The sequence below is a fragment of the Paenibacillus sp. GCM10023250 genome, assembly GCF_042653205.1.
Taxonomy (GTDB): Bacteria; Bacillota; Bacilli; order Paenibacillales; family Paenibacillaceae; genus Paenibacillus_Z.
Window position 1 is genome coordinate 74,109 of the sequence record NZ_JBHSHY010000019.1, and the last position, 21,454, is coordinate 95,562.

Here is a 21,454-nt window from a genome sequence, read left to right on the forward strand (position 1 = left end):
CGGCCTCAAAACCTGCGCGGGCGAATTTGAGGGCCGATCCTCCGAAGCGCGAAGCTCCGGTTTTGGGCCGGGCGCTCCCGTGGTGCTGCGCACCAAAGTCGCTCCCGGCCTCAAAACCTGCGCGGGCGGAATTTGAGGGTCGATCCTCCGAAGCGTGATGCAGACCAAAAGCCCCGAGGATTTATTGAACCTCGGGGCTTTTTTGGCGCGCTCGCGGCGCGGCTTATGTCAGCGCCGTCCAAAGCATGGCCGCGCCGGAGCATAGGAGCAGCAGATCGAGCACGTGCCGGAACGAGGCGGCGCTCATGCGGCTGACGAAGCGCTTCGACGCGAACGTGCCGAGCATGAGCGAGCTGCCGACGAGGAGCCCTTGCAGGACGACGCTCGGCGGCAGGGCGCCGAGCTCGCGGAACGTCGCCGCCTTGCTCAGGTAGAGGGCGAAGGAGCCGGCGGCTTCCGTCGCGAGGAACGCGCCCTTGGCCAGGCCGTACGCCGTGAACGCCGGGACGCTGAGCGGTCCCGTCGAGAGGACGATGCCGGTCAGGAAGCCGATGACGGCGCCGGCGGCGGCGAGCTGCCAGAGCCGGATGCGCAGCCGGCGCTTGTCCAGCCAGCGCTTCGCCGGAATCATGGCGAGGAAGAACACGCCAAGCCCGACGTCGACGGCATGCGCCGGCAGCGTCCACAGCGTCCGGGCGCCGAGCGCGGCGGCGGGGATGCCGGCCGCGGCGTAAGCGCCGCACGCTTTCCAATCGATCTCGCGCCGCCAGGCCCATACGCGCGAGACGTTCGCCATGACGGCGGCGACCGCCATGATCGGCACGGCTTGCTTGGGCCCGAAGGCGATGACGAGCACCGGCAGCAGCATAATGGACGAGCCCGTCCCGATGACGCCGCTGATCGTGCCCGCCGCTAGGCCGACGAGCAGGACGAACAAATACGTTTCCAACCTTCAGCACTCCCGTTTCAACCGCCGGCGCGGCGCCGGCGGTTCTTCGATGTCTACGCTATTCATCCTACCACAAGCCGCTTGTCGATGAGAGCGGAAAATCAGCGGGGCCGGTCGGGAGGTCATACGCCGTCTCAGAGCGTAGCGGCTCTTTGGTTCACGTTCAGCCGGTAGCCCTTGACGAGCGTCTCGCCGTTATGAATGTCGGTGTCGAAGGCGCGCTCGAAGCCGAGCCGCTCGTAGAGCCGGACCGCGGAGGCCATCATATCCGACGTATGCAGGTTCAGCCAGTCCGCGCCTTGCCGGGCCGCCCGGGCGGCGGCTTCGCGGATGAGCGCCGTCGCGATCCCTTTGCCCCGGTGCTCGGGCGGCACGGCGATGAGGCGGATGATCGGGTTCGCAATGCCGAGCTCCGGATTGCCGTAGGCGGAAGCCGAATCGAGGAAGAGCTGCGCGGAGCCGACGATGCGGCCGTCTTCTTCCGCGACGATCCTGGCCGCGACGCCCGGATTATCGAAGGAAGTGAGAATCGAATCGCGGTACGACGCCCACCTCTCCGGAGACAGCGTCTCCGAATATTGCGCATACGCTTCGATGCTGACCCGGACGACCGCGTCGCGGTCCGCTTCCGTCGCATCCCGAATCGTGATTCCCATTGCGAATTCCCCCTTGTTCGTTCGGCCCCGCAAGGAGCCTTGTCGTGTAACTCCACTATACGCTTCAAATTCCGAGTGACGGAATGGGGTATATAAAAGTTCGATGCACCGATTGAAAATCCCGATCGATCTCGCTGCCGAAATGACAAGCCGGCCTGACGCCGCTCTTCCTACGGTCCCGGATACGCAAGCCGGAATTGACGCCCGTGAAGCAATGGGCTTAGAATACAATCAATTAATTCCTAGTTCGCGCATGTGAATAATATTAAATGAGGAGTTGCGGCAATGAACATCGAGAACATCGAAGCCTTCGTCTACGTGAACCATTACGGGAGCTTCAATAAAGCGGCCGAGGTGCTGTTTCTGTCCCAGCCGTCCGTCACGGCCCGCATTCAGACGCTGGAGCGGGAGCTGGACTGCAAGCTCTTCGACCGGCTGGGCAAGCAAATCGCGCTCACCGAGAAGGGGAAGCAGTTTCTGCCTTACGCCCAGCAGATCATGCAGACGTTCCAGAAGGGCAAGCTGCACATGCAGCAGCGCAAAACGATTCCGCACGAGCTGCGGATCGGCGCGACCGTATCCGTGTCGAACTACCTCATTCCGAGCCTGCTTCCCCGGCTCAAGCAGCGGTTTCCGGAAATCCACATCAAGCTGACGACGGCGGGCACGGACGATCTCGTGAACAAGCTGATGGGCAAGGAGATCGACCTCGCATTCGTGCGCAAGGTGGCGCATCCGACCCTGATCTCGTATAAATTTTTCGAGGATCCTATCAAGCTGTACGTCTACGAAGGGCATCCGTTCACGCGGAAAGCGGCCGTGCCGATCGAAGAGATCGGCGGCCAGCCGCTCGTCTTCTTCGAATGCGGGTCGCTCGACTGGATGCGGGTGCATCGGGTGTTCGACAGCCTCGACCGCCAGCCGAACATCGAATACTTGGTCGATAATTCCGAGTCGGCGAAGAAGCTCGTACTCGAGCGCGCCGGCATCTGCTTCCTGCCCGGGCTGTGCGTGGAGGAGGAGGTGCGCGCGCGGCGTCTGTTCCCGATCGAGTTCGAGGAGATGAACGGCATTGCGCTGCAGACCAATCTCATCGCGCGCCACGGGGAACATTCGCTGTTCACGGAATCGCTGCTCGAGATCGGCCGGACGCTCTTCGGCTGACCGCCGGCCGAATGGGATCGAGAGCGCCCTCGACCGATCGAATCTCTCCATCGATGCATAGAAAATCTCTATTGAAAACCGGATTGACCGCCGGGAAGCGGAATGATAAATTAGTTTCGACCCAATTCCGATTAAATCTATTGGAATTATAAAGTTAACGATTGCCGGCGATCGACCATACCTGTGGAGGTCCGCGAACGGCTTTATGGCCGGCATGGCCAAGGGAACTTTCAAACACGCGGAGGTAGAGGGACATGAAAAAGACATGGGTCGGCATGGCAGGTGCGGCAATGGTGGCGATGGCGGTCACGGTCGCGGGCTGCGGCTCGAAGAACGAAGCGAGCGAAGCCGGCGCGAACGCGTCCGGCGGCAATCAACAGTCGGATAGTGCGTCGGTGGGCGGCGGGACCGACGCGGCAAGCGTCAAAAAAATCATCGTCGGCACGGGCACGAAGTTTCCGAAGGTATGCTTCCTCGACGAGAACGGCAAGCTGACCGGCTTCGACGTCGAACTCGTGAAAGAGATCGACAAACGGCTGCCCGGCTACGAATTCGAGTTCCAAACGATGGATTTCTCCAATCTGCTGCTCAGCCTCGAGACGAAGAAGATCGACTTCGTGGCGCACGAGATGGAGCAGAATCCGGACCGGGCAGCGAAGTACCTGTTCAATAAAGAAGCCTATGCGCATTGGAAGACGAAAATTATCGTGCCGAAGGACACCAAGTCGGCTTTCACCAATTTGGACGACCTGAAGGGCAAGAAGGTGCTGACGACCGCGACGAGCGCTTAAGCGACGCTGCTCGAGACGTACAATAAATCGAACGGCGACGCGATCAAGATCGTCTATACGAACGGGGCGGCCAACGATACGGTGAGCCAGCTGACGACGGGCCGCGTGGACGCGACGCTGGGTGCGGACTTCATGCTGTCCCTGATCGATCCGCAGGGCACGCTGCAATCGGTCGGAGACGCGCTGGAGGAAGCGGACGTGCAATTCGTGTTCCGCAAGGACGATCCGGACGAACAGAAGCTGGCGGACGCCGTGGACGGCGCGCTTAAGGAAATCAAGGCGGACGGCACGCTGAGCAAGCTGAGCGTGCAATGGCTCGGCGCCGACTACACGCAAGACTAAGGTTGGAGGAGGGAAAGGAAGATGGGCGAGAAGTTCGATATCGGCTTTATCTTCACCTTTATCCCCAAGCTGGCGGGCACGCTGCAGACCACGCTGTTCATCGTGGCCGGATCGCTGCTGACAGGGCTGATCGTCGGCCTGCTCGCGGCGCTCCCCCGTCTCTACAAGGTGCCGGTGCTGCAGCGGATATCGCAGCTGTACGCGTCCTTCTTCCGGGGCACGCCGATCCTGATCCAGCTGTTCCTGTTCTATTACGGCTTGCCGGAGGTGCTGAAGCTCGTTCATCTCGACCTTAGCCGGGCACCCGTGCTGCTGTTCGTCATCCTGACCTACGGGCTGCATACCGGCGCCTACGTCTCGGAGACGATCCGCTCGGCGGTCGCCTCCGTCGACCGGGGGCAGGTGGAAGCTGCGTATGCCGTCGGCATGTCGGGCTATCAGGCATTCACCCGCATCGTGATGCCGCAGGCGCTCGCGATCGCGGTACCGGTGCTCTCAAACGTCGTCCTGGCGCTGCTGAAGGACACGTCGCTCGCCTTTTCGCTCGGCGTGATGGAGATGACCGGCAAGTCGCAGTCGCTGGCGTCGCTGACGAACCATTTCGTCGAAAGCTATATCTCGCTCGCCCTGGTCTATCTCGTCATCAGCATCGTGCTGGAGCGGCTGCTGCTGATCTTGGAGCGGCGCCTGCAGCGGTATGAGAACAGACCGTCCGAGTCGTCGCCGCGGCGGGAACGGGCCGGCCGCCTGCGGCAGTTTTTCGCCCGCGAGCGGCGCAATGTCCGATTCGGTGAGGAGGCACGGTAAATGAAACTCGATCCTTCGTTCATCTGGGAGGCGTTCCTGAAGCTGCTTCCCGTCATTCCGACGACGCTGCTCATCACGGCGGTGTCGGTGCTGTGCGGCTTCGTGATCGGCACGGCGATCGCGTTCATCCGCATCTACAAGGTGCCCTTCCTGAATCCGATCGCGGCCGCGTACGTCACGTTCATCCGCGGCACGCCGATGCTGACGCATCTGCTGATCATCTACTTCGGGCTGCCGCTTCTCATCGACGGGGCCAGTACGCAGCTCGGGCTCGGCTTCCGTTCGGCGTCCATCCCGATGATTGATTTCGCGTTCCTCGCCTTCTCCATCACGGCGGGCGGCTACATGTCCGAGGTCGTGCGCTCCGGCTTGCTTACCGTCAATCGCGGTCAGCTCGAAGCGGCGTACTCCGTCGGCATGACGACGCCGCAGGCGATTCGCCGGATCGTGTTTCCGCAGGCGCTGGCCGCGAGCATCCCGAACCTGGCGAATTCGGTCATCGGCATGCTGCACGCGTCGACGCTTGCGTTTACCGTCTCGGTCGTGGAGCTCTTCGCGAAGGCGCAGATCGTGGCGTCGACGAACTGGAAGTTTTTCGAGGCGTATTTGGCCACGGCCGTGATTTTCTGGGGATTGACGGTGCTCATCGAACGGGCCGCGCTGCTGCTGGAGAAGCGGATCAATCTGTACAATCGAGGTGGCGTCGCATGATCAAGCTGACGGGCATTACGAAATCGTTCGGCAAGCAGCAGGTACTGCAGGGCATCGATCTCAAAGTGGAGAAGGGCGAGGTCGTCGTCATTCTAGGGCCGAGCGGCTCCGGCAAAACGACCCTGCTCCGCTGCATCAATTATCTGGAGCGTCCCGGGGACGGCCGGATCGCGATCGGCGATCTCGAGGTTGACTGCGCCCGCGCGGGCAAGAAGGAGATCCACGCGCTGCGGGGCAAGACGGCGATGGTATTCCAGCATTACAACCTGTTCCGCCACAAAACGGTGCTCGAGAACGTCATGGAAGGGCTCGTCGTCGTGCAGCGCATGCCGAAGGAGACCGCGCGCCGGCGCAGCGTCGAGGTGCTGGAGAAAGTCGGCCTCGGCGAGAAGCTGGACGCGTATCCGAGCCAGCTCTCCGGCGGCCAGCAGCAGCGTGTGGGCATCGCCCGGGCATTGGCGCTGAACCCGGAGGTGATCTTGTTCGACGAGCCGACGTCGGCGCTCGACCCCGAGCTGGTCGGCGAGGTGCTGGCGGTCATCCGCCGGATCGCGAAGGAGGGCATTACGATGATCGTCGTCACGCACGAGATGGGCTTTGCCCGGGACGTGGCGAACCGCGTCGTGTTCATGGACGGCGGCTTCATCGTCGAGGAAGGGGAGCCGAAGGAGATTTTCAACCATCCGCGCGAGGAGCGGACGAAGCAGTTTTTGAAACGGATCATGCCGGAGCCGGCCTATTCCATCTAACGTCATCAGGAGGGGAAAGCAATGGGCATCATTTTGAGCATCTTGGATCAAACGCCGATTTATCCGGGGGAGACGGCGACGGAAGCGTTCCGGCATTCGGTGGCGCTGGCGAAGCGGGCGGAGGCGCTCGGTTACCGGAGGCTGTGGGTGTCGGAGCATCACGATTCCGAGCATGTCGGCGGGTCGTCCCCGGAGGTGTTGATCTCGCATCTGCTTGCCAAGACGGAGCGGATCGTGATCGGCTCGGGCGGTATCATGCTGCAGCATTACAGTCCGTACAAAGTAGCGGAAAATTTCAACGTGCTGGCATCGCTGGCGCCGGGCCGCGTCGATCTCGGCATCGGGCGCGCGCCGGGCGGGCTGCCGCGGTCGACGCAGGCGCTGCAGCGCGGCATTCAGGATCCCCTTTCGCTGACGGACAAAATCATCGAGCTCGAGAAGTTCATCCACGACCGGCTGGAAGCGGACCATCCGCTCGCGGGGCTGAAGGCTTCCCCAGCGCCGGAGACGGCGCCGGAGCTGTACGTGCTCGGCACGAGCGTCGGCAGCGCCCAAATCGCCGCTTCGCTCGGCTTGCCGTACGTGTTCTCGCAGTTCATCAACGGTGACGAGGAGGTCGCGCTCGCCGCGTTCGCGGCTTACCGCGGGCAGTTCAACCGGGAGCGCGGGCGGGAGCCGCAGGCGCTCTTCGCGCTGGCCGCCGTCGTCGCGGACACCGACGAGGAAGCGGAACGTCTGGCCGGCGACCATCAGCTGGTCAAGATCCATCTGGCCAGCGGCAGGACGCTGACCGTCGGCACGATCGAGCAGGCGGAGGAGTACGGCAGGCAGTCGAACGAGAAGTACCGGATCGAGGTGAAGGCGCCCGAGATTACGAAGGGCACCAAGGAAACGGTACGCGCCAAGCTGCTCGAGCTGCAGCGGAAATTCGGCGTGGAGGAGTTCATCGTCACGACGAACGTGCCGGATTTCGGGAAGCGGCTGCGCTCGTTCGAGCTGCTGAAGGAAGCGTTCGCGGAGGTGCCGGCCGCGTCCGCGTCGGAAGCGGTATAACCGGCGTACGAGCCCGGATGGGAAGGACGCCGGCCGGCGCTCGGGACGCGTGCGGGGCGGCGGCGGAAGCGGCTGCGATCGGGCGACCGATGCCGATCGGAAGGAGGAGCAGGACATGGCGGAACGATTTACGGAGGATAGCCTGGCCGAACTGGAAGCCCGGCTGGTCGCCATCCGGCGCGAGCTGCACCGGAATCCGGAGCTGTCGCTGGAGGAGTTCGAAACGACGGCGTCCATTCGGCGCTGGCTGGAGGACGCGGGCATCCGGGTACTGGATTACGGCTTGCGGACCGGCGTGATCGGGGAGATCGGCGGGCTTCGGCCGGGGCCGGTCGTGGCGGTCCGCGCGGACATCGACGCGCTGCCGGTCCAGGAGGAGACCGGCCTGCCGTTCGCTTCGCGGACGCCGGGGCGGATGCACGCGTGCGGCCATGATTTTCATGCCGCGGCGATCATCGGCGCGGCGCTGCTGCTGAAGGCGCGCGAGTCCGAGCTGCGCGGCACGGTCCGGCTGCTGTTCCAGCCGGCCGAAGAGAAGGCCAAGGGCGCGCAGCAGCTGATCGCCGCCGGTGCGCTCGCGGGCGTGCGCGCCGTATTCGGCATGCACAACAAGCCTGACCTGCCGGTCGGCGCGGTCGGCATCAAGGAAGGTCCGCTCATGGCGGCCGCGGACGGGTTCGTCGTGGAGGTCGCGGGGCGCGGCTCGCACGCGGCGGTGCCGGAAGCGGGGATCGACCCGATCGTCGCTGCCGCGCACATCATTACGGCGCTGCAAACGATCGTGAGCCGCAGCATCGGGCCGCTGCAGAGCGCGGTCGTCAGCGTCACGAAGCTGCACAGCGGCACCGCCTGGAACGTCATTCCGGACAAAGCGGTGCTCGACGGCACGATCCGCACGTTCGACGAGGGCGTCCGCGAGCATGTGCTGCGGCGGTTCCGCGAAGTGGTGGAGGGCGTCGCGGCGGCTTGCGGCACCACGGCGGAGGTCCGCTGGGTGCAGGGTCCGCCGCCGGTGACGAACGACGCGTCGCTTGTGCCGCTCGCGCTGCGGGCCGCCGCGGACGCCGGGTTGGAGGCGGTCGTGCCGTTGCCGTCGCCGGCGGGCGAGGACTTCGCGTTCTACCAGCGGGAAGTGCCGGGCCTCTTCGTCTTCATGGGTACGTCGGGGAGCTGGGAATGGCATCATCCCGCGTTCGATCTCGACGAACGGGCGCTGCTGCCGAGCGCGCGGTTCTTCGCCGGCTTGGCAGAGGGGGCGCTGCTGGAGCTCAGGGAGAATGGCATCGAGTGATACAGGATTATGCTTACGAAGCTGTTTTTCTTGACGAGTCGAAAAGAATCGACTCTAGCTTCGCCGAAAAACGAAGTTTATGCTTACGAAGCTGTTTTTCTCAACGAGTCGAAAAGAATCGACTCTAGCTTCGCCGAAAAACGAAGTTTATGCTTACGAAGCTGTTTTTCTCAACGAGTCGAAAAGAATCGACTCTAGCTTCGCCGAAAAACGAAGTTTATGCTTACGAAGCTGTTTTTCTCAACGGGTCGAAAAGAATCGACTCTAGCTTCGCCGAAAAACGAAGTTATGCTTACGAAGCTGTTTTTCTCAACGAGTCGAAAAGAATCGACTCTAGCTTCGCCGAAAAACTTGAGGAGGTTTGTTCATGACCGCCAATTCTATCGAAACGCTGTTATTCGACTATTCCGAGCTGCATAAGCAATTGAAGGCGAAAGTCGCGGATTTGACCGAGGACCAGTTGACGTGGAAGGCTGCGCCGGGCGTGTGGAGCGTGACGGAGGTGCTGTCGCATCTGACGGACCACGCGATCGTCGTCGGCTTCCGGATCCGCGAGATTTTATCGGCGTCGGGGGCGAAGCTCCCGGCCTTCGATCAGAACGCGTGGGTCGCGTCCACGCGCGCGAACGAAAGCGCCGCCTCGGATATTCTCGCGTTTTACGACGCGTATCTGACATATAACCTGTACCTGCTCAAGCGGCTTGCGCCGGAGGACTGGGCGAAGACGGGCCTGAACGCCAAGGGCGAAACCGTTTCGCTTCGCGACGTCGTCTGGGGCTTCGTCAAGCATGTGCTGAACCATATCGGGCAGATCGAACGCTCGCGCTGGCCTACGCCGTCGTGTGATCGCAGCGCGGTCCGTCCGCGAACATGAAGGAGGAGAATACGATGAGCAACTCCCGTAAGCAATTGAAGCTCGGCGCCTTGCTTCACGGCGTCGGAGGCAATCCCGCCATGTGGCGGCATCCCGACACGCTGCCGGACGCCAGCGTCAATATCGAACTGTACAAGAGCTGGGTGCGGAAAGCCGAAGAAGGCAAGCTGGATCTGATCTTTATCGCGGACGGCTTGTACATTAACGAGAAATCGATCCCGCATTTCCTAAACCGCTTCGAGCCGCTTACGCTGCTGAGCGCGCTGGCGTCGGCGAGCACGAACATCGGTCTCGTCGCCACGCTCTCGACGTCGTACAGCGAGCCGTTCACGGTCGCGCGCCAGTTCGCTTCGCTGGATATGCTGAGCGGCGGCCGCGCCGGGTGGAACATCGTGACGTCGCCGCTCGAGGGTTCGGCGCTGAACTACGGCAAGAAGGAGCATCCCGAGCATGATCTCCGCTACCGGATCGCGACGGAATATTTGCAGGTGACGCGAGGGCTGTGGGATTCCTGGGAGGACGACGCGTTCGTGCGGGATAAGGCGTCCGGCGCCTTCTTCGACCCCGCGAAGGTGCATCCGCTGAACCACGAGGGCGAGTTCTTCTCGGTGAAGGGGCCGCTCAACATCGCGCGCTCCAAGCAGGGCCAGCCGGTGATTTTCCAGGCGGGCGCCTCCGAGGTCGGCAAAAATTACGCGGCCAAGGAAGCCGACGCGATCTTCACGGGGCATGAGACGATCGAGGACGCGATCGCGTTCTACCAGGACGTAAAGTCGCGGGCGGTCGCGTTCGGCCGTTCGGCGGACGAGGTGCTTGTCTTCCCGGGTATCGGGCCGATCGTCGGCGCGACGGAGGAGGATGCGGAGCGCAAATACCAGGAGGTCGCGAGCCTCGTCACGATCGAAACCGCGCTCAATTACCTCGGCCGGTTTTTCGAACACCACGATTTCACGCAATATCCGCTCGACGAGCCGTTCCCGGAACTCGGCGAGCTCGGACGCAACAGCTTCCGGAGCGCCACGGACAAGATTAAGAAAGACGCCAAAGAACGCGGCTTGACGCTGCGCCAGGCCGCGCTTCAGGCCGCGACGCCGCGCAGCACATTCATCGGCACGCCGGAGCGCGTCGCGGACCTCATCGAGGAATGGTTCGTGCGCGGCGCCGCCGATGGCTTCATGCTGGCCGAGGCCGTGCCGAACGGACTCTCGGACTTCGTCGATCTCGTCGTGCCGATCCTGCAGCGGCGCGGGCTGTTCCGGACGGCGTACGAGAGCGATACTCTACGCGGCAATCTCGGCCTGCCGATCCCGGAGAACCGGTACGCGAAGGCAAATGCGTCGATTTAAGCATACGGGCAGCAAGCAGCTTCGAAGGCCGAACGGCCTGTTGGAGCTGCTTGTTTTTCGTTGGGCGGAAATGGAGGCCGCCATTCAGCGAACGTTCAATCCGTGTTCAACCCTCTTGCAGCGTGCGCTTTGCCTCGCTTTGAGCGCGGCAGGTAAGCCTTCGAAGCGGAACGAAGCGGAACGAAGCGGAACGAAGCAATATTTCCATCATTCCCCTGCCGCTCATAGTTTCAAATCATAAATGAAACAGTATAGAGAGGTAGTCCTGAAAATCGCGCTGCGTAACGGAGGTGGCGGACCTGCAAAGAACAATAGATGCGAAGGAAGCGGCGGCGTCGAATCGCAAAGAACGGCTGCCGGAACTGGAGATGCTGCGCGGCCTCGCGATTCTCGGCGTGCTGACGGTGCATGCCACGTCTTCGGCGGTGGTCGCGGTGCAAAATTCCTGGGTCCGGGACGCGTACGTCGCGCTTAACGCGTTTTCGCTGTTTTGCGTGCCGGCGTTTATCTTTTTGACGGGGTTCGTGCTCTTCTACAATTATGCCGGCCGGCCGATGTCGTGGTCCGGGCTCGGGGCGTTTTACGTGAAGCGGCTGAAACAGCTCGTCGTGCCGTACATTTGGGTCTCGCTCGGCTACGAGCTGGCCGCCTCCGCGCTGAAGCACCGCTCTTGGGAGCCGTCCGACATGCTGGGCCGGTTCGGGAAGCATGCGCTGAACGGCGGCGCCTACCCGCACTTGTATTATGTGATCATTACGATTCAGCTGTACGCGCTCTTCCCGCTGCTGCTGCTGGTGTTCCGCAAGCTCCGCCTGCCGGCCGCAGCGGCCGTGCCGCTCGGCTTCGCCGTGCAGTGGGCGTTCTATCTGCTGCACCTGAATGTCTGGCATCTCGAGGCGAAGGGCAGCTGGTCGCTCACGTACTTCGCGGCCTTCCTGCTCGGCGCCTACGGGGGCATGAGGCCGAACGCGCTCAAGTCTTGGCTCGGCATCGGCGAACAGAGCCGGGGCCGCGGCGGAAAGCTGCGGTTCGCGCTTGGCGCGGCGCTGTGGCTCGCCGCGGCCGCCGGGTTCCTCCGGATGCATGTTGCGTATCGGTCCGGCGGAGCGGTGCCGGAGGGGTATTGGTTCGAGATCGGCTACAACCTGTTCACGCTCATGACGACGCTGATGCTTCTCGGGGCTTGCATCCAGCTGGGAAACGGAAGGAAGGCACGAAAGCCGGCCGCCGCCCTCGCGGATCTGGGCGCCTTGTCGTTCGGCATCTATCTCGTGCATCCGTTCTTCCTGCTGCTGTACCACCGGCATCCCCCGGCCAGCGCCACGCCGCTGATCTACCATCTCTGGACGGCGGGTGGATTCGTCTTCGCGCTGGGCGCTTCGCTGCTCGTCCTGCTGCCGGCTCACCGCTACGTCCCCGGCGCCTGGCTCGTCCTCGGCCCGGCACCGGCCAAATTCGGCCCGAAGCCGAAAGCCGAAGCGGAGGAAGAGGCCGCGGCCGATGTACGGCTGCAAGAGGCGACGGAGTAAAGCGCATCGATAACGGCAAAGAAGCAGCGCGGAATGCTCGCGACTGCTTCTTTGAGTTGGTTGATGATGTTGCCGATAGGCGAGCCCGCCATATGGCGAGCCTCGAAAATCCTAGCGTAGGTTTTGCGAATGGAAGCGACCTTGGTGCGAAGCACATGGGAGCGCCCGGCCCGAAACCGGAGCCTTATTGGGTCGCCACCGCAACCTCCTGCACGGCCTTATAGATCGTATCGAACAGCTCTTCGAGATGCTCTTCCTCGATGCACGAGAACGCCACGCGCAGATCGGTCTCGCCGAGCGCGATCGTGCCGGTGCCGTACGCGTCGAGCAGGCGCGTGCGCACCGCTTCCGCGTCGGTGCCCTTCAGCTTCAGGCACATGAAGTAGCCCGAGTTGAACGGGTAGTACGACCAGACGTCGCCGTAGCGGCCGTCGTCGAGCAGCGCCTTCACTTTGTTGGCGCGGCCCTTCATGATCGCGTACTTCTCTTCCTTCTGCGCCTCGAATTCCGGCGACTGCAGCGCCTTCAGGACGAACGTCTGCGACGGGTGCGGCCCGCTCGAGATCGTCGCGCGGATGATGCCGAGCGTCTTCTGCTCCAGCGCGCTCAGAATCGCTTCGGATTCCGCCGCGTACGTGATGAAGCCGACGCGGAAGCCCCAGACGTACTCTTCCTTCGTCGCGCCGTCGACTTTGATCGGGAGGATGCGGGGGTGCAGGCCGGCCAGCTGGCCGAACAGCGATTCGTGCATCGAGCCTTCGAAGAAGAGGCCGAAGTACGCGTCGTCGGTGACGACCACGACGTTGATGCCCGCTTCGGCCGCGTCGCGCAGCGCCGCCACGATCGCTCGGCCTTCTTCTGCGCCCGGCGTGTAGCCCGTCGGATTGTTCGGGAAGTTCAGCACGACGATCGCCTTGCCCTTGCTCTTCTGCGCGAGCAGCGCTTCGCGAAGCCCGTCGCTGTTGAAGCGGTTTTCGTTATTGTACAGCGGATATTCCACGATGTCCGCCCCGCGGCGCACGCCGAAGGTCAGCTCGTAATTTTCCCAGTTCTTGTTCGGAATGATGACGGGGTCCCCTGCGTCCGCGAACAGGTCCGCAACGATGCTGAGGCCGTGGGTCAAGGCATTGGTCGCGATCGGATTGCCGTACGTCTTGTTCGCGAGCGACGGGTTTTCCTTCAGCATTTTCGTCCGCCATGCCGCGCGCAGCTCGGGTTTCCCGGCCGGAGGCGCGTATTCGTACAGATCCTTCGGATTATACGCGGACAAGGTGTCTTGAATGACCTTCAGATGCATCGGCTGACCGTTCTCGATCGCGATGCCGATCGTTGCGTTGAATTTCTTCGCCTTCGCTTTTGCTTCCGCGGATTGGCTCAAGATGCCTTCTTTCGGAAAATAAATCGCTTTGCCGAGTGTGGACAACATCGAGAAAACGTGACCGTTCTCGCGCTCAATCGTCGCGTTCAATTGCTGGGCAAGTGGGTTCATGGACTTCATTCATCCTTCCGGAGGTCTCGTAATGGATTTCCAGGCGGAAACCGTTTAGTCGCTATTATACCACTCTTCGCGGGGGATAGGCCACGATCGCCTGCCGAATTTCGCAACATTGTTTGAAAATGACAAGTCCGGATTCCGGGACGAGTTGGCAAAGGATTCGGCGGTATTGTATGATGTCTTCGACATTGTTTTCGAGGGGAGGAACGTCCGCGGATGCTTCACATATCGCCGACTTCGCTGCAGCTCAAGCCCGCCTTTGCCAAAATCGTCTGCGAGCCGGGGTGGAAGTGGCAGAAACGCGAGAAGCCGCTCGCCAATTACGACTTGTTCTACGTCTGGAGCGGCAGCGGGGAAGTGCTCCTGAACGGCGTCCCGGTGCCCGTGGGCAAGGGAAGCTGCTTCCTGTTCCGGCCGGGCGATTACACGAGCGCGACGCACAATCCCCAGCGGCCGCTGGTGCTGACGTACATCCATTTCGACGTCAAGGAGCCGGTGGACATGATCCCGCAGCCGTACCGCGTGCTGCAGGAGACCGTGGACTTCGAATACCTGCTCTCTCGCTACGTTCGGTTGTTCCTCGTGAAGACGTACGCCGCCGAAGAGGAGGCGCAGCTGATTCTGAAGCAGCTGATCATCCACCTCCTGCGCGAGGACCGGGAGAGACCGGTGGAGCGCAAGGCGAGCAACCAGCTGACCGAAGCGATCCACGAGATTGCCAACTACATCCGCCAAAATCCAGGGGTCGCACACCGCGTCGAGGACTTGGCCGCGCGGGCGCAGCTGTCGCCGCGGTACTTCTCCATCAAGTTCAAGGAGATGATCGGCTCGTCGGTGCAGTCGTACATGATCAAGACGCGGATCGAGCGGGCGCAGCATCTGCTCATGCACGCCGGGATGAACGTGACGGAGGTCGCGGACGCGCTCGGGTACCGGGATATTTTCTTCTTCAGCCGGCAGTTCAAGCAGTACACGGGCAAAAGCCCGTCGGAGATTCGGTAGGCGGTTCGCCTGTCCGATCGGCCGGCGGGCTTTTTTTTGTCCTGGCGCGGGGCCGGGACGAGCAGCGTCCGGCGCGGGGGGGGCGGGACGGGAAGCCGGCTTTAATCGCCGAGTATGCCTTTTGCGTGCGGGCAATACCGCTCCATCAGGGCGGCCGTCTCCGCGTCGAGCGGCAGTCCCCGCTCCGTCAGCTGCGCCGTCACGGAATCGCGGACCGGCTGCTTCAGGTTCTGCCCGAACTTGAACTTGCCGGTGACCCGATCGGGGTCGATGCGCACGACCGCCACGCCTTTCAAGCGCGGGAGATAGTCGGGGTCCGACGCGTCGATCGTCTTGTAGCCGCCTTCCGGCTGAAGCTTCCGCATGAACGCTTCCAGCGCGGCCGCTTTTTCCGCGGGCTCCTGCACGACGACGGCCCGTCCGTCGATCCGCACCGATTTGAAATACGCCGTCGCCGGGCACGCCATCAGCGGGTCGGTGAAGTACGAGGGAATGATCGCGAACTCCTTGGCGACCATGAACGTGACGCGGGGGTCCGCCTGCAGCCGCGCCATTTTCTCCCCGATCCGGCTGCCGTGGAAATACAGCTTGCCTCCGTAATAGACGTAGTTCAGCGGCGTCATCGACGGCGCGCCGTCCGCTCCGGCCGTCCCGAGAAAGCCGAAGCTCATCTCCGCGAGGAAACGCTCGATTTCTTCCCGTCCGCCGTCTGAATCGATTTGGAATTCCGTTCTGCGCATAGGGCATGCCTCCGTTGTTCGTAAGATAGCTCCTAGCATACCGCGCGGATTGACAGTCCAAAAGAGCCAATTTATATTAATTTTATTGGACCAATTTTGAGCGTCGGACCTATTCATGGCAAGGAGGCGGATCGGGCGGCATGGATCTGGATGTTCGTATCCCGTACGACCGGCATTACGCGGAGCTGGGGCGCAAGACGGAGGCGTTGTTTCAGGCGCTGCGGGAAAGCATCGTGAACGGGACGCTGACCGGCGGGACGCGGCTGCCCTCGAGCCGCAAGCTCGCGGCGCTGTACGGATTGTCGCGCGGCTCGGCGAACGCCGCGTACGAGATGCTGGTCGCGGAAGGGTTCGCGCGGACCGAGACGGGCAGCGGCACTTTCGTCGAGCCGCTCGCTTCTATGTCCGGCGCCGCGCGGCGGAAGGGCGAAGGCGCGACGATCGCGCTGTCGGCTTGGGGGGAGCGCCTCGTCGCCGATCGGGACCGGTTCGGCTTCGTGGAGCGGCATCCCTTGCCGCCGGTCGATGGCGAGGGACGGATCAGCTTCCGGCTGCGGGAGACGGACGCGGAGCTGTTTCCGGCGGAGGCGTGGAAGTCCGCGCTGCATGCCGAAATCCGCGAAATGACGGAGGCATTCCCGCGGATCGCGGCTCCGGCCGAAGGGTATCTGCCGCTGCGCGAGGCGATCGCGCACGAGCTGCGGCGGGAACGCGGCATTCGCGCGGACGCCGCGAACATCTGCATCACGAGCGGCTCCATGCAGGCGATCGCGCTGCTGTCGATGCTGCTCGTGCGGCCGGGCATGCCGGTCGTGGCGGAGAACCCCGGCTACGCCGGCTTTCGCCGCGCCGTGACGGCGCAGGGCGGCGCGCTGATCGCCGCGGGTGTCGACGACGACGGCATCGTGCCCGAAGACTGGGACGCGGGCCTGCTGCTCGTCACGCCGACTCGGCAGTTCCCGACCGGGGCGGTGCTGTCCGCGAAGCGCCGGGCGGCGCTGCTCGACTGGGCGCGGCGCGGCGCGGTGATCGTCGAGGACGATTACGACAGCGAGCTGCGCTGGGGCGGCCGGCCGGTCGAACCGCTGAAGGCACTCGACCGGGAAGAGCGGGTCGTGTACATCGGCACATTCTCGAAGACGATGTTCGTCGACCTGCGCATCGGCTACGTTGTGCTGCCGGATGTCCTGACGGAGCCGTTCCGGCTCGCGAAGGCGCTGCTGGAACCGCATCCGTCCGCGCTCGTCGAGCAGCGGGCGCTGGCGCATTTCATCGGCAGCGGGGCGTACGCGAAGCATGTGCGGCGGATGAAGCGGACGGTCGGGCGCCGGCTGTTGGCGTTCCAGGAATCGGTGGAAGCGCGGCTTGCGCCCTGGTTCCGGTTCGTGCCCGCGGACGCGGGTCTGCACATGTACGCCGAGTGGCGGGGCGATCCGGCGGACTATGCGCGGCTGCGGGCCACCTGCGCGGAGAGAGGCGTGGACTGGTCGCTCGGCGACAGGCTGTGGGAAGGGGACGCCGAGCGCCCCTGCATGGCGCTGTTCGGCTTCGCGCATTTGAGGGAGGCGGCCATCGCGGCGGGCGGGGCAGTGATCGAGGCGGCCTGCCGCGGGCTGGGCGGCGAGTGAACGCGAAGAAGCGGCAAGCCCTTGGGGCTTGCCGCTTCTTCGCGTGTTTCGTGCCGGTTGGGCGGAGGGGCTAGTCGGCGGGCGTTTCGGCCACCGTTTCGGCAACCGCATCTCCGTTTAGGATTCGGCCAGCGTGCCGAGCTTCTCGCCCATGCGGACCTTAAGGCCGACGGCGAGATCGCTCCGCGGGACGAAGCTGTCGTCCTCCGTGAGCAGCACGACCGTGGAGCCGAATTCGAAGTAGGCGAGATCGTCGCCTTTTTGCATTTTATCGCGCAGGGGCTGGACGTACTTGATGCTGCTGACGTTCAGCGCCCCGACCTTGACGATGGCCGTCTCCGCGCCGGCATGGCGCATGTAGGTAATGAGCCGTTCGTTGCGGCTCAAGACCCGCCGCATGTGGCGCAGGCCGAACTCGTTGACGGGGTAGACTTTGCCGGGCACGTGCTCGCGTTCGACGACGGTGCCCGAGACGGGCGTATGTATGCGATGATAATCGGTTGGGCTTAAGTAGAGCACGATGAAGTAGCCGTTCTTGTAATTCTCGGTGCGCGGCGAACGGTTGAGCAGCTCCTCGATCGTGTAATCCTGGCCTTTGACGTTCAGGATCGTCCCTTGGCGGATCGGGCCGCAGCCGGTGATGAGTGCGTCGACGGGACTGACGACCGCGTCGGGCTCGGCGTCGACTGGCCGGGAGCCGGGTTTCAGGCGCCTCGTGAAAAATTCGTTGAGCGTGCTGTATTCGTGCAGCTGCTTCTCCGCCTCCTGCACGGCAATGCCGTACATGCGGGCGAATCTCGGTATAAAAGGCCGGCTGGCGGGCGATTGTGCGAAGCGGCCGGTTATGCGCGATATCCACTTGCGCGAGCTAAGCTCGGTCATGGATCGGAGCAGCCATTTGCTCATGCCGGTAGTTCACGTCCTCTCTTGGATAAAAGGGCTGTTTCGGGTCGGTCTGCGACTAGTGTGACATATCGCGGGGTAATTATCAATAGAATCCATGCTCCCGGGTTTAAGGGTGCGGGCGTCTGCGAAAGCTGGAGATGAGGTGATGGATCATGACGTTATGGGTGCTTTTGGGCACGGCGGCCGGAGGCGCGCTGCTGGCTTGGCTGCGGCTGATCTCCCGCGGGGCGCGGCGGCTGCTCGACGTGGCGGCGGTGCTCGCGTACTTGGCTTTCTTCGCGGAGGCGTCGAGTGCCGTCATCCGGACGCTGCTCGATGATACGGTGTTCATGACGCGGGTGCACGAGGTGCTGCTGAGCCCGCTCTTTATGGCCGGCGCCGGGTATTTGGGGGTATACGCGCTGAGCTTGCTGGCGGCGCGGGCTTGGACGGGGACAAATAGTTAGGCTGGCGGAAACCGGCGAAGACAGGCAGATGGCGGTTGCCGGCTTGCCTCCCTTGCGTATGCTGTAACAGCACATTACAGGAGAGGCGGTCAGTCGCGCCATGGAGAAACCCAGAGTCGCTTTCGTGACGCCGGGTACGTTTCCTCTGCCATCCCCGGGCAGCAGCTCGGTCGAGCGCGTAGTCGAGAAAATCGTTCCGCTGCTCGTTCCCCGCATCGAAGCACATATTTACGGCCGTATCAGCCGCACGCTTGGCAAGCGAGGGCGGTTGGGCGGAGCGTCCGTCGTCCGGTTCCCGGCGGCGAGCAAACAGCGGTACATCGCATCCGTCCGGCGCGCGGTCGGCCAGCTTCGGCCCGATCTGCTTCAGGTGGAGAACCGTCCCCGCTACGTGCTCCGGCTCAAGCAGGCGCAGCCGAACAAGCGGATTTGGCTGAACCTGCATTCCAACACGTTCATCCAGGAGCGGGCGATTCCGGTGCGCACCTTGACCCAATGCTTTGGGGCGGCCGAACGCGTCATCGTGAACAGCGAGTTTCTGCGGGAGGATGCGGCGAAGCGCGTCCCCCAATACGCGGATAAGCTCCGGGTTGTCTACCCCGGCGTCGACGTCGAACGGTTCCCGTCGCAGTACTCGGCCGAAGGCGCGTCCCGGCGGGCGGAGCTGCGCGCGAAGCGCAAGTGGACCGGACGCAGCGTCGTGCTGTTCATGGGCCGGCTGCAGCCGATCAAGGGCGTGCATCATCTGCTGAAGCTGATGCCGCAGCTGATCCAGGAGCACCCGTCGGTGCTGCTGGTCATCGTCGGCGGAGCGTTCTACGGCTCCAAACGGACGACGGCGTACGTACGGCAGCTGCACCGGCTCGGACGGAAGCTGAAGAATCATGTCGTCTTCGTGCCGTACGTGCCTTACTCCGAGGTGCCGAGCTGGTTTCTCGGGGCCGACGTGGCGGTCGTCCCGTCCGGCAAGCGTGAGGCATTCGGGCTCGTGAACGTGGAGGCGATGTCCTGCGGACTGCCGGTCGTGGCCACGCGGGCGGGCGGCATGAAGGAGATCATCGTCGACGGGACGACCGGGTTCCTGGTCGATCCCGAGAACGTCGCCGCGGAGATGCGCCAGCGGCTGCTGGAGCTGCTGCGCAACGACCCGCTGCGCCGGCAGATGGGGCTGCACAGCCGCGATCGGGTGGAGCGCTACTTCACATGGCAGCACTCCGCGAACCGGTGGCTGCAGCTGCTATCGGAGACGTAAGGACGGAGCGCGGCCGCATCCCGCTGTAAAAATAAGGTTGAAATTTGTCGGCAATCTAGCTAGAATAGGAAGAGATTCGAGGACGTTCGTGCCTCATGAGCAGCAGGAAGCACCTGTTTGCAGGCTGGTTTATTCAGCTTGCGGACAGGTGCTTTTTTATGTTTTCGCGCGCTGGGGAGCCGCGAAAACTTAGGGGATTTTCAAGGGAGAGGGCTCGTCGAAATCTAGCGAAGGGTGGTAGAATATGTTAAACGGCGGGACTTTGGGCGGTGGGTCGCAGGTCGCTCAGCCCGGCGTTATCGCGGATAGGACTGACAAGCTGAAGCCAGGCGTTGGTGTAACAGGGTCTGGCGGAATTTATAGGAGGGTATCGGTGTGAAGAAAAGAAGACTGGCGTTCTTGGCGGCCGCGACGGCGTTGGCGGGGAGTTTGATCGGTGGGGGAGCGGTCTCGGCGGAGAATCCGCGCATCGTATCGGTCGACATGCCGATCGAGGTGTTGTTCGACGCTCGAAAACTGGCCTCCGACGTGAAGCCGAAGCTCGTAGACGGCACCGTATTGGTACCGCTGCGCGTCATTGCGGAGAAAATGGACAGTACCATTGCCTTGAACGGCAAGAGCATCACGGTTGCCAAGGGCAAAGCTAAAATTGAGCTGACGATCGGTTCGAAGACGGCCGTGATCAACGGTACCCAAACGACGCTGCTGCAAGCGCCGACTGTTGAGAACGGCAGAACCCTTGTGCCGCTCCGGGTGATCAGCGAAGGGCTGAATGTTGCCGTGGAGTGGGACAGCCTTTTGAAGTTTGTGTGGGTGGGGAGTAAGGAGGTGCCTGAACTGAACGACATTGTTAAGCCAACGGATTTTAAACCGTATAAGGATTATTATAATGGCGGTCCGAAAGGAATCATGGATGGAGGTTACGGGACATATACAAATGCAACGATTGTTGAATTGAAGGATTTCCCCTACAAGAGTGGCCCAATTATTTATTATAGATTTGATCTAGCTTTTGACCAAGATAATAATGTCTATATGCAATCCATTGAAAACACAATATCATCTATTAACCCGAGATATTATTTGTTGTCAAAAGATATAGTACCTGTTTATAGCAATCCTTTATACTATTTACGTAAAATACCTAAAAAGGGAATTCATTTTTATTATAATGACACAAGAAATATAGGAGGGAAGTATAGCAGTTTTCAAAAAATAGAATTTATTGATGCCGGTCATACGATTCCTTTGGGTGATAAGAGGTCCAGTGCAGTTCTTATTAAAAATCCATGGAGGTTAGGAAGTTGAAAAAGTGCTTTGCACTTATTGGAGTTATTATTTTATTAGCTTCATTCTTTCCATCAAAATTATTCCAACATGTTTTAGCGGATGCTGGGAATCCAAGTATTACTCCTGTCAGAGAACGAATCTCCTATCCGGATGGAACATATAAAAATTCAAACATGCGCTATGCAGTTGGGTTTGTTTATGAAGATATTTGGTCCGATTCTTCTGGTGGGAACTGGAGCCCGGATCCAGTAGGTGCAACAGGAGTGACAATTACTAACCCATATACATTTTCATTTGTTGGGCGAACAATAAAAAATGTAAATGTGCTACCGTTTGCTCCTGGAACCCGAGATAATGGGATATTCACTGATTCAAGAGGTCAGGACTGGATTATTTATAAGGATTGGGTAGGAGAGAATTCATCGCTTCCTTC

The 21,454-nt window shown here is 61.9% G+C and carries 19 protein-coding genes and 1 pseudogene; 15 read left to right on the top strand and 5 right to left on the bottom strand.

The features are described from left to right. Positions 1-223: 223 nt before the first annotated feature. Together ACFPB1_RS16080 and ACFPB1_RS16085 are read right to left on the bottom strand one after the other, a co-directional pair. Positions 224-949 (bottom strand): sulfite exporter TauE/SafE family protein, encoded by a 726-nt coding sequence (locus tag ACFPB1_RS16080; protein ID WP_379227065.1) that lies wholly within the window; start codon positions 947-949, stop codon positions 224-226. A 134-nt stretch (positions 950-1,083) separates the two neighbouring features. Next, entirely contained in the window at positions 1,084-1,605 is a 522-nt protein-coding gene (locus ACFPB1_RS16085; RefSeq protein WP_379227067.1) for a GNAT family N-acetyltransferase, read from the bottom strand. Positions 1,606-1,890: 285 nt separating this feature from the next. On the opposite strand from ACFPB1_RS16085, the gene ACFPB1_RS16090 reads away from it, so the two are divergent. From ACFPB1_RS16090 to ACFPB1_RS16135, 10 genes and pseudogenes are all read left to right on the top strand, one after another. Then, a complete protein-coding gene (locus ACFPB1_RS16090; RefSeq protein ID WP_379227070.1) occupies positions 1,891-2,769 on the top strand; it encodes a LysR family transcriptional regulator in 879 nt (292 codons plus the stop codon). A 254-nt stretch (positions 2,770-3,023) separates the two neighbouring features. Further along, a pseudogene (locus ACFPB1_RS16095) lies at positions 3,024-3,902 on the top strand (transporter substrate-binding domain-containing protein). A 21-nt stretch (positions 3,903-3,923) separates the two neighbouring features. Continuing rightward, the gene (locus tag ACFPB1_RS16100) at positions 3,924-4,709 is read left to right on the top strand and encodes an amino acid ABC transporter permease (RefSeq protein ID WP_379227072.1); all 786 of its coding nucleotides are present in this window, start codon (positions 3,924-3,926) and stop codon (positions 4,707-4,709) included. Then, entirely contained in the window at positions 4,710-5,420 is a 711-nt protein-coding gene (locus ACFPB1_RS16105; protein WP_379227074.1) for an amino acid ABC transporter permease, read from the top strand. It abuts the gene before it with no gap. Further along, positions 5,417-6,169 (top strand): amino acid ABC transporter ATP-binding protein, encoded by a 753-nt coding sequence (locus tag ACFPB1_RS16110; protein WP_379227076.1) that lies wholly within the window; start codon positions 5,417-5,419, stop codon positions 6,167-6,169. The genes ACFPB1_RS16105 and ACFPB1_RS16110 overlap by 4 nt, the downstream gene beginning before the upstream one ends. Positions 6,170-6,190: 21 nt before the next feature. Further along, positions 6,191-7,222 (top strand): LLM class flavin-dependent oxidoreductase, encoded by a 1,032-nt coding sequence (locus tag ACFPB1_RS16115; protein WP_379227078.1) that lies wholly within the window; start codon positions 6,191-6,193, stop codon positions 7,220-7,222. Between the two features lie 115 nt (positions 7,223-7,337). Then, positions 7,338-8,513 (top strand): amidohydrolase, encoded by a 1,176-nt coding sequence (locus tag ACFPB1_RS16120; RefSeq protein WP_379227080.1) that lies wholly within the window; start codon positions 7,338-7,340, stop codon positions 8,511-8,513. Positions 8,514-8,880: 367 nt separating this feature from the next. Beyond that, positions 8,881-9,387, top strand: a complete 507-nt coding sequence (locus tag ACFPB1_RS16125) for a DinB family protein (protein WP_379227082.1) — start codon at positions 8,881-8,883, stop codon at positions 9,385-9,387. A gap of 14 nt (positions 9,388-9,401) precedes the next feature. Beyond that, positions 9,402-10,733 (top strand): LLM class flavin-dependent oxidoreductase, encoded by a 1,332-nt coding sequence (locus ACFPB1_RS16130; protein ID WP_379227084.1) that lies wholly within the window; start codon positions 9,402-9,404, stop codon positions 10,731-10,733. Between the two features lie 290 nt (positions 10,734-11,023). Further along, a complete protein-coding gene (locus ACFPB1_RS16135) occupies positions 11,024-12,262 on the top strand; it encodes an acyltransferase (RefSeq protein ID WP_379227086.1) in 1,239 nt (412 codons plus the stop codon). A 184-nt stretch (positions 12,263-12,446) separates the two neighbouring features. Here ACFPB1_RS16135 and ACFPB1_RS16140 read toward each other — a convergent pair whose 3' ends face one another. After that, positions 12,447-13,751, bottom strand: a complete 1,305-nt coding sequence (locus ACFPB1_RS16140) for an aminotransferase class I/II-fold pyridoxal phosphate-dependent enzyme (RefSeq protein WP_379227088.1) — start codon at positions 13,749-13,751, stop codon at positions 12,447-12,449. Between the two features lie 222 nt (positions 13,752-13,973). Here ACFPB1_RS16140 and ACFPB1_RS16145 point away from each other — a divergent pair, with 222 nt between their 5' ends. Next, positions 13,974-14,759: a helix-turn-helix domain-containing protein gene (locus tag ACFPB1_RS16145; protein ID WP_379227090.1), complete on the top strand. Its 786-nt coding sequence runs from the start codon at positions 13,974-13,976 to the stop codon at positions 14,757-14,759. 101 nt (positions 14,760-14,860) lie between these two features. On the opposite strand, the gene ACFPB1_RS16150 is transcribed toward ACFPB1_RS16145, so the two are convergent. Continuing rightward, positions 14,861-15,499, bottom strand: coding sequence for a pyridoxamine 5'-phosphate oxidase family protein (locus ACFPB1_RS16150; protein ID WP_379227092.1), 639 nt, complete (start codon positions 15,497-15,499; stop codon positions 14,861-14,863). 140 nt (positions 15,500-15,639) lie between these two features. Between ACFPB1_RS16150 and ACFPB1_RS16155 the strand changes: the two genes are divergently transcribed. Then, positions 15,640-17,127 (top strand): PLP-dependent aminotransferase family protein, encoded by a 1,488-nt coding sequence (locus ACFPB1_RS16155; RefSeq protein ID WP_379227094.1) that lies wholly within the window; start codon positions 15,640-15,642, stop codon positions 17,125-17,127. A 117-nt stretch (positions 17,128-17,244) separates the two neighbouring features. Here ACFPB1_RS16155 and asd read toward each other — a convergent pair whose 3' ends face one another. Beyond that, positions 17,245-18,033, bottom strand: a complete 789-nt coding sequence (asd, locus tag ACFPB1_RS16160; protein WP_379227096.1) for an archaetidylserine decarboxylase — start codon at positions 18,031-18,033, stop codon at positions 17,245-17,247. 152 nt (positions 18,034-18,185) lie between these two features. Here asd and ACFPB1_RS16165 point away from each other — a divergent pair, with 152 nt between their 5' ends. The 3 genes from ACFPB1_RS16165 to ACFPB1_RS16175 all read left to right on the top strand — a co-directional run bounded on the left by ACFPB1_RS16165 (position 18,186) and on the right by ACFPB1_RS16175 (position 21,039). Then, positions 18,186-18,479, top strand: coding sequence for a hypothetical protein (locus ACFPB1_RS16165; RefSeq protein ID WP_379227098.1), 294 nt, complete (start codon positions 18,186-18,188; stop codon positions 18,477-18,479). A 100-nt stretch (positions 18,480-18,579) separates the two neighbouring features. Then, positions 18,580-19,731 carry a glycosyltransferase family 4 protein gene (locus tag ACFPB1_RS16170; protein WP_379227100.1) on the top strand — a complete coding sequence of 384 codons (1,152 nt, stop codon included), beginning with the start codon at positions 18,580-18,582 and terminating at the stop codon, positions 19,729-19,731. A gap of 375 nt (positions 19,732-20,106) precedes the next feature. Then, positions 20,107-21,039: a stalk domain-containing protein gene (locus ACFPB1_RS16175; protein ID WP_379227102.1), complete on the top strand. Its 933-nt coding sequence runs from the start codon at positions 20,107-20,109 to the stop codon at positions 21,037-21,039. The last annotated feature ends 415 nt before the right edge of the window (positions 21,040-21,454 follow it).

Bases quoted from the DNA above. Each gene is read 5' to 3' on its own strand.
- asd (WP_379227096.1), bottom strand. From the start codon at position 18,033: ATGAGCAAATGGCTGCTCCGATCCATGACCGAGCTTAGCTCGCGCAAG.
- ACFPB1_RS16110 (WP_379227076.1), top strand. From the start codon at position 5,417: ATGATCAAGCTGACGGGCATTACGAAATCGTTCGGCAAGCAGCAGGTA.
- ACFPB1_RS16140 (WP_379227088.1), bottom strand. From the start codon at position 13,751: ATGAACCCACTTGCCCAGCAATTGAACGCGACGATTGAGCGCGAGAAC.
- ACFPB1_RS16150 (WP_379227092.1), bottom strand. From the start codon at position 15,499: ATGCGCAGAACGGAATTCCAAATCGATTCAGACGGCGGACGGGAAGAA.
- ACFPB1_RS16105 (WP_379227074.1), top strand. From the start codon at position 4,710: ATGAAACTCGATCCTTCGTTCATCTGGGAGGCGTTCCTGAAGCTGCTT.
- ACFPB1_RS16170 (WP_379227100.1), top strand. From the start codon at position 18,580: ATGGAGAAACCCAGAGTCGCTTTCGTGACGCCGGGTACGTTTCCTCTG.
- ACFPB1_RS16165 (WP_379227098.1), top strand. From the start codon at position 18,186: ATGACGTTATGGGTGCTTTTGGGCACGGCGGCCGGAGGCGCGCTGCTG.
- ACFPB1_RS16125 (WP_379227082.1), top strand. From the start codon at position 8,881: ATGACCGCCAATTCTATCGAAACGCTGTTATTCGACTATTCCGAGCTG.
- ACFPB1_RS16145 (WP_379227090.1), top strand. From the start codon at position 13,974: ATGCTTCACATATCGCCGACTTCGCTGCAGCTCAAGCCCGCCTTTGCC.
- ACFPB1_RS16155 (WP_379227094.1), top strand. From the start codon at position 15,640: ATGGATCTGGATGTTCGTATCCCGTACGACCGGCATTACGCGGAGCTG.
- ACFPB1_RS16085 (WP_379227067.1), bottom strand. From the start codon at position 1,605: ATGGGAATCACGATTCGGGATGCGACGGAAGCGGACCGCGACGCGGTC.
- ACFPB1_RS16090 (WP_379227070.1), top strand. From the start codon at position 1,891: ATGAACATCGAGAACATCGAAGCCTTCGTCTACGTGAACCATTACGGG.
- ACFPB1_RS16130 (WP_379227084.1), top strand. From the start codon at position 9,402: ATGAGCAACTCCCGTAAGCAATTGAAGCTCGGCGCCTTGCTTCACGGC.
- ACFPB1_RS16115 (WP_379227078.1), top strand. From the start codon at position 6,191: ATGGGCATCATTTTGAGCATCTTGGATCAAACGCCGATTTATCCGGGG.
- ACFPB1_RS16120 (WP_379227080.1), top strand. From the start codon at position 7,338: ATGGCGGAACGATTTACGGAGGATAGCCTGGCCGAACTGGAAGCCCGG.
- ACFPB1_RS16100 (WP_379227072.1), top strand. From the start codon at position 3,924: ATGGGCGAGAAGTTCGATATCGGCTTTATCTTCACCTTTATCCCCAAG.